The 6,000-nt window shown below is 42.6% G+C and carries 4 protein-coding genes; 3 read left to right on the top strand and 1 reads right to left on the bottom strand.

Features of this window, described 5'->3' with window-relative positions:
• The first annotated feature begins 1,403 nt into the window (after positions 1–1,403).
• The 3 genes from Q4Q54_RS20855 to Q4Q54_RS20845 all read left to right on the top strand — a co-directional run bounded on the left by Q4Q54_RS20855 (position 1,404) and on the right by Q4Q54_RS20845 (position 5,316).
• A complete protein-coding gene (locus Q4Q54_RS20855) occupies positions 1,404–2,414 on the top strand; it encodes a hypothetical protein (protein ID WP_311989475.1) in 1,011 nt (336 codons plus the stop codon).
• Positions 2,415–3,598: 1,184 nt separating this feature from the next.
• Complete coding sequence (locus tag Q4Q54_RS20850; RefSeq protein WP_311989474.1) at positions 3,599–4,420, top strand: GNAT family N-acetyltransferase; 822 nt, start codon at positions 3,599–3,601, stop codon at positions 4,418–4,420.
• A gap of 92 nt (positions 4,421–4,512) precedes the next feature.
• Entirely contained in the window at positions 4,513–5,316 is an 804-nt protein-coding gene (locus Q4Q54_RS20845) for an AraC family transcriptional regulator (RefSeq protein ID WP_311989473.1), read from the top strand.
• Between the two features lie 231 nt (positions 5,317–5,547).
• On the opposite strand, the gene Q4Q54_RS20840 is transcribed toward Q4Q54_RS20845, so the two are convergent.
• On the bottom strand, positions 5,548–5,850 hold the full coding sequence (locus tag Q4Q54_RS20840; RefSeq protein WP_311989472.1) for a hypothetical protein: 303 nt from the start codon (positions 5,848–5,850) through the stop codon (positions 5,548–5,550).
• Between the last annotated feature and the right edge of the window lie 150 nt (positions 5,851–6,000).

The following is a 6,000-nucleotide window of genomic DNA, read 5'->3' as shown; positions in this document are numbered from 1 at the left end:
ATGGGCTAGAGTGCTCCCAACTTTTTGAGGCTATCTAGGGATTATCTAGGCCGCATCAAAAAACGGTTGAACCATATTGGTGCAACACACTGAACAACACCTATTGAATAGAAACATACCAATAACAATTCAGATTAAGGCAGCATGAGCCTAAAAACGCGTTCAATCACCCGAAAACAGTGTGCAGATCATCCCAGTTCACCTGCTTTCGATGACCAAAAACGGGGAGCGGATAACGCCTTCGCAGGATGAGGCCGCGACCGAAACAGTGAGCCGAATAGAAGGATCTATTAGGGCGCCATCAATTCACCCAAAACAGCCAAAAAACTCACCTTTTGCCCTACCCTTTACGCCCTTCAAGCGTTAACACAACAGCAACAAAAGCGAGCCGTTGCATCCTCCTCTAGGGTTGATGCAACGACTCGCCTGTAGCCTTACTACTGCATGGGTTTGAGTGCTCCCAACTTTTTGAGGCTATCTAGGGATTATCTAGGCCGCATCGAAGTACTGTTGAACTCGAATGGCGTAATCCCCCTATCGCCATATAACATATAAGTAACAACTACAACTAAGAAAACGTGCGGTATTCTCACTCGTCATCGTCGCTCAACACATCTATATCAGCCCTATTTATGCCGGCTTCACCCACAGACATGAGTAAATGCCTGAACGACTAAAACATCTGCAGGTAAACACACGGCTAGATCATAGGACCAAGCGGAACAACACGCTTAGGTACGTGCCATTATCGACCACCGGCATTAGCGTATAACTGCGCATAGCTCATGATATACATTAGGATTGGGCAAAGCCGACGACTGAGCATGAAGCCTAAGGTGATCGGGTGACGCGTCTGCAGATGAAAAGAGCACGGATAAAGAGTTCGCCGTACCAAGCCAGCGACTAGCCATGAAGCTTAAGGTGATCGAGTGACACGTCTGCAGGTGAAGATAGTGGTCTAAGAACAGGTCAAACTGAACGCACGATTGAACTGGATTAGTCTTGACTTAACCCCTCAATATTCAAACCACTATGCAATTAGATCCGACAGATGGCTTTAACCCACTTCTGCACCAAAGCTTGCGAGCACTCGTTTAGTGAATCGAAAAATTGCAGACAGGCTGCACTACAAATTCTTATCTATTAACTTTGCTTTTCAACCCTCCTTTTAGCGCTTAATCAGTGTGATCAAGCTGGATAGATATACTTTAAAATTAACCACTTATGTAAAACAGAGCTTTGATGATAGATTTGAAAAAGGCGCATGAACGTTTTTCCGGATGGTACATTTGAGAAAAAGCTGATAAGTTCTTTGCAATACAATCAGTTAACTATGCGCATTTTTACTGGTCTAATGAGGTAAAGGCGCATGAGCACTAATAAATAAAATTTTGGGCATCACAATGCAGCGCAGAATCGACGGCTATGAAGATATTAACCCAGTCAGCATCGCCAAATACATCGATGCTGGTGAGCGAGTGATCGTTCAGTATTCGAAGAGCGGCTATTCCGCACAACAGCTAACACTACTGAACCAGCTGGCAAAGAATCATGGGCGGAGTTTTGAAATCCGCTTTTATGGCCACTACTCTGAATCTTTTGACGCCTCAGTATTGCAGTTCATTCCTGACGCCCAATGTGTTTCGATAGATTGCCTTATGAAGGCGTCTAATCTTGAGGCATTATCCAAAATTCGATCCCTTGCGGAGCTTAGACTTGGTGTGTTCGAACTCGAAGATGCTGACGTTCTCAGCTATTGCAATCTCCCTTCTTTGAAAGTTCTGTCATTGGGAGAAACGAGAAGATGTAATATTGATTTTCGGCATCTCTCTAAGAGTGTTGTTCTAGAGGAACTTCACACGACTGGCCACACAAAAAACATTTCAACTATCTGCAATTTGCCGTTGTTCAGAGGCTTATCCCTTGCTTCAATCAAGAAGAAAGACGGCATCGAGTTCGTTTCCAGTATCCCGACATTGAAGACATTGCGCTTCATTCTTGGTGGTCGCTCGTCCATAGCTCAAATAACCTCACCGCAGCTTGAGTCACTAGAAGTCATTCGAGTTCAAGGGCTCGAAGACTTGGGTGACATAGGACGTTTCGAGAATATAGAGCGCTTGTTTATAGAAGATCAGATTAGGTTGGCTGACGTAAAAGTTGGTCCAAACCCCAAATTGAGTGACATGAAGATCATCAACTGCAAAACGCTTGAAAAGATTGCAGGTATTGAGGACTTGAAGGGACTCTCGTCATTGCGAGTTTATAAAACCGCGATTGATTACAATAGTTTCGTTACAGACTCGGTGCCCAGTAGTCTAAAAACCTTTGCGTTCTACACGGGCAAAAGCAAGCGGGACTCTGAAATTCGCGTGGACTTAGAAAAAAGAGGCTTTCATGAGCATGCCCGTCAGTGATGCCTAACAATTCATCTAGAGGACTCCGAAACTCACGAATTAGAGTTAGGAATCTAGCTCGCTTTTTGCCCCGAAGTAAGTTGTGTGATGTCGCGTAGAGATTGTACAATTTAGCGCATACTGCTCACACAAGACATCTCAAAATCTCGCAATTCCCCAGACCTTTTCGAACGGAAACAATTAACACAAAAGAAACAAAAACACGTCATTGCATCCTCCTGTAGGGTTGATGCAACGATATGTCTGTAGCCCAACTGCTGCATGGGTTTGAGAGCTCCCAACTTTTTGAGGCTATCTAGGGATTATCTAGGCCGCATCGAAGTACAGTTGAACTCTAATGGTGTAATGCCCCTATCGAAATACAACATGCTAGCAACAAATGAGACTAAGGAAACGTGCGGTATTCTCACTCGTCATCGTCGCACAACACGCCTATATCTGTTCTATCAATGCCGGCTTCACCCACAGACATTAGTAAATGCCTGAACGACTAATACATCTGCAGGTATTAAGCAGCTAACGAACGGAAGCATGCACCTTGATGCTAGCTATCAACACCTATCCGCCTAACTAATCTCCCTGCCTCACAAAGACTATTTAGCCAGCGTGAGATTAGCGGACACACCTGCAGGTCAACACGGCAGGAACATAGGACCAAGCAGAACAATACGCTTAGGTACCAGCGAGATAGATCACCGGCATTAGCGTATAACTGCCCACAGCTCATGATGTGCATTGGGATTGGGGAAAACCGACGACTGGGCAAAAGCGTAACGAGATTGGGTGACACGTCTGCAGGTGAAGATAGTGGTCTAAGAATAAGTCAAACCGAACGCACGATTGAACTGGATTAGTCATGGACTTAACCTGTCAATATTCAAATCACGATACAAATAGATTCGACAGGCTGCTTTAGCTCACTTCTGCCCAAAGTGTGTTTCATTAGCAGCAGTAATCGATTACTAATCCTTATTTGAAAACACCTTCAATAAGTTATTAATTGCTTATGAGAGTCACTTAGTTCGAACTTAGCCCAACATCTAAAAAACCGATTTAAACATTGTCGTTTTTGTTCAATCTTAGCGAGCGGACATTGCTTATTATGTGTGGCATCCGAAAGCGAGGCACTTCTTAGATAAAGGTGGAAGGCTTTCCGGTAAATCAAAAAAATTAGGTAAAAAGCGATGTTAGACATTAAACCAATCGAAAATCTAGAAGAAATCAGCACACTAAAGCAAGCATATTTTGCACAATCAACAGCACCGCTTGATGGTATGTGGCACTTTGGATTTGTGCCCATGTCTACACACTTTGGGTTTTATGAACAAGAAACTCTAGTTGGATACTGCTGCATCAATGGCGAAGGTTATATGTTGCAGTTCTACTTGAGTAATGATGCTAAAATGGATGCAAAAGAACTTTTCACGCTTATCGCAGAACAAAATAGCTCAGTCATTGGGGCTGTAAATGGTGCATTTGTCAGTACAGCAGAGCCACAGTATCTGTCACTTAGCCTTGATAACGCATCAGCAGTGAAGGTTAATTCTCTGATGTACAAGCAAAAAGAGGCGAGTAAGCAAAGCATTATCCCTGAGTTTGAACTAAAGCTAGCAGAGTCAGAGCAACTGGAGCAGTTTGTTGAGTTTGCAGCCACTACTATTGGCGCACCAGAGCAGTGGCTTACAGGCTACTTTGGTAACCTGATTAATCGTAAAGAGTTATTCGGTTACTGGAGCGAGAATGAACTTATTGCAACGGGCGAGTGCCGTCTGTCTGATGAGTACCAAACGGAATATGCAGACCTTGGCATGATTGTCGCTCAATCACAACGTGGAAAAGGCATTGCTACTCAACTGCTTAAATGGTTAGTTAACTCAGCTAATCAGCGTGGTTTAACGCCTATCTGTTCTACTGAGAGCAGCAATGTAGGTGCACAAAAAGCTATTAAACGTGCGGGTTTATCATCTTCAAACCGCATTGTTCAGGTTGAATTTAACAACAAATAACTTGTTATCCCTCTTGCTGTGGTAAGGGGGATTTTTGTTTACGACGATCTGACTTATAGTACCCTTAATCAATAAACCTAACGGAAATGGTTATGATCCATTGGCTAAAGTCGCCAAACTCACCATGTGTTTCCCAATATGTAGAATGCTATTGGTTGATTGATAAGCGCCCTGATTCAGAGACTTATCAATTCCCAAAGCTCAACCCTGACCCATCGGCACATTTGATTCTTTCACCTCACAATCAAGCCTACTCTTATGACCTGAACCCGAGCATAGCGAAGGGAGAAGGCAGCCATTGGCTTTATCCACATCGGCAGACCTTTGAATTAGATCACTCTAAGCCATTTGTTCATCTTGGTATCAAGTTTCGTGTCGGCGCTCTTTACTGTTTACCCGATTTTTCTGCCAATCCTTTGGCACTAGATGAAGTGGAGTCAGTGGAAGACTCAACATTGTTCAAGCAATTAGGTATGGATGAAAGCAAACTGATTGAACAGGCTCGAACTAATCCACAGCAGTGTGTAGAGCAGTTAGATACGACGCTGTCGCCTTGGTTAGAACAGTGCACCGAAGATCAGCACAGTAAAATCACTCGCAATGTACTTAAACATCTAGACCAGAGTACGATATCTGAGCTGGGTGAAAAACTGTATTGTTCACAAAGAACCCTAGAAAGAAGCTTTCAACGCACCACAGGGCTTACCCTTAAACAGTGCCAGTCGATGAATAGATTAGAAGCAATGCTAGAGTATCTCTATCAACGTGAATCGACTGAACTAGATTGGGTTGAAGTTGTCTTCAAATTTGGTTTTAGTGATCAACCTCACTTGATCCGCCACCTTAAAAACAGCTTGGCTTTACACCTAAAACTTATGAGAAAGAGCGAGGGTTGACGATTGATGTCTATGGTGGTGTTAGTTCAAAATCAAAGTTAGGCTGATGAAACTATTCAATGGGTACTAACTCATTACAGAACCTAATCTAAAGTGAAAGTATTGACGTGATTATTCTAGCTCGCTTTTGTCCCATTTCGTGTTTGCTAGTGAGGTATCACCTAGTCATGACAGGGGGAGCTCGCTTAATTATACTAATATTAAGTAGAATTAATAAAAAATCGGTACTTATTACAGACCGAAAAAATATTTAAAAACTTGAGTTGCGATAAACATAGTTACCGCCCCATTTATAAACCAAGTCTTTTTATCAACATTACGCCTTAGATGGTTATTTGCAGCCATAGCGGGTAGATCTTCTATTTCGGCATTTCTTGCCTTTAATAGCATTTCATATTCATATTTACTGTATACAAAAACCTGTGCACCTTTGTAATGTTTTTGTGCCTTTTTATCTTCGTATTCACTCTTTAGCATTAGTTTTTGCTCTTTGATATGTAGGTCAAGCGTAAACTTTATCTTTTTACCATACATTTCCTAATCTTGCTGCATCCTTTTTGAGTATTATCCCTACCTCACTTTTGTCCAGAATTAAATTGGGTGGTGTCGGAGTGAAGATTTTACGATTGAGAGCAGCAGTCCACGTAAATCAGCAAACATATCGCAATTCCCCAGACCTTTTTG

Source organism: Shewanella sp. SP2S2-4 (assembly GCF_031932025.1).
GTDB classification, from domain to species: domain Bacteria; phylum Pseudomonadota; class Gammaproteobacteria; order Enterobacterales; family Shewanellaceae; genus Shewanella; species Shewanella baltica.
This window is presented reverse-complemented; position numbering and strand designations above follow the sequence as displayed.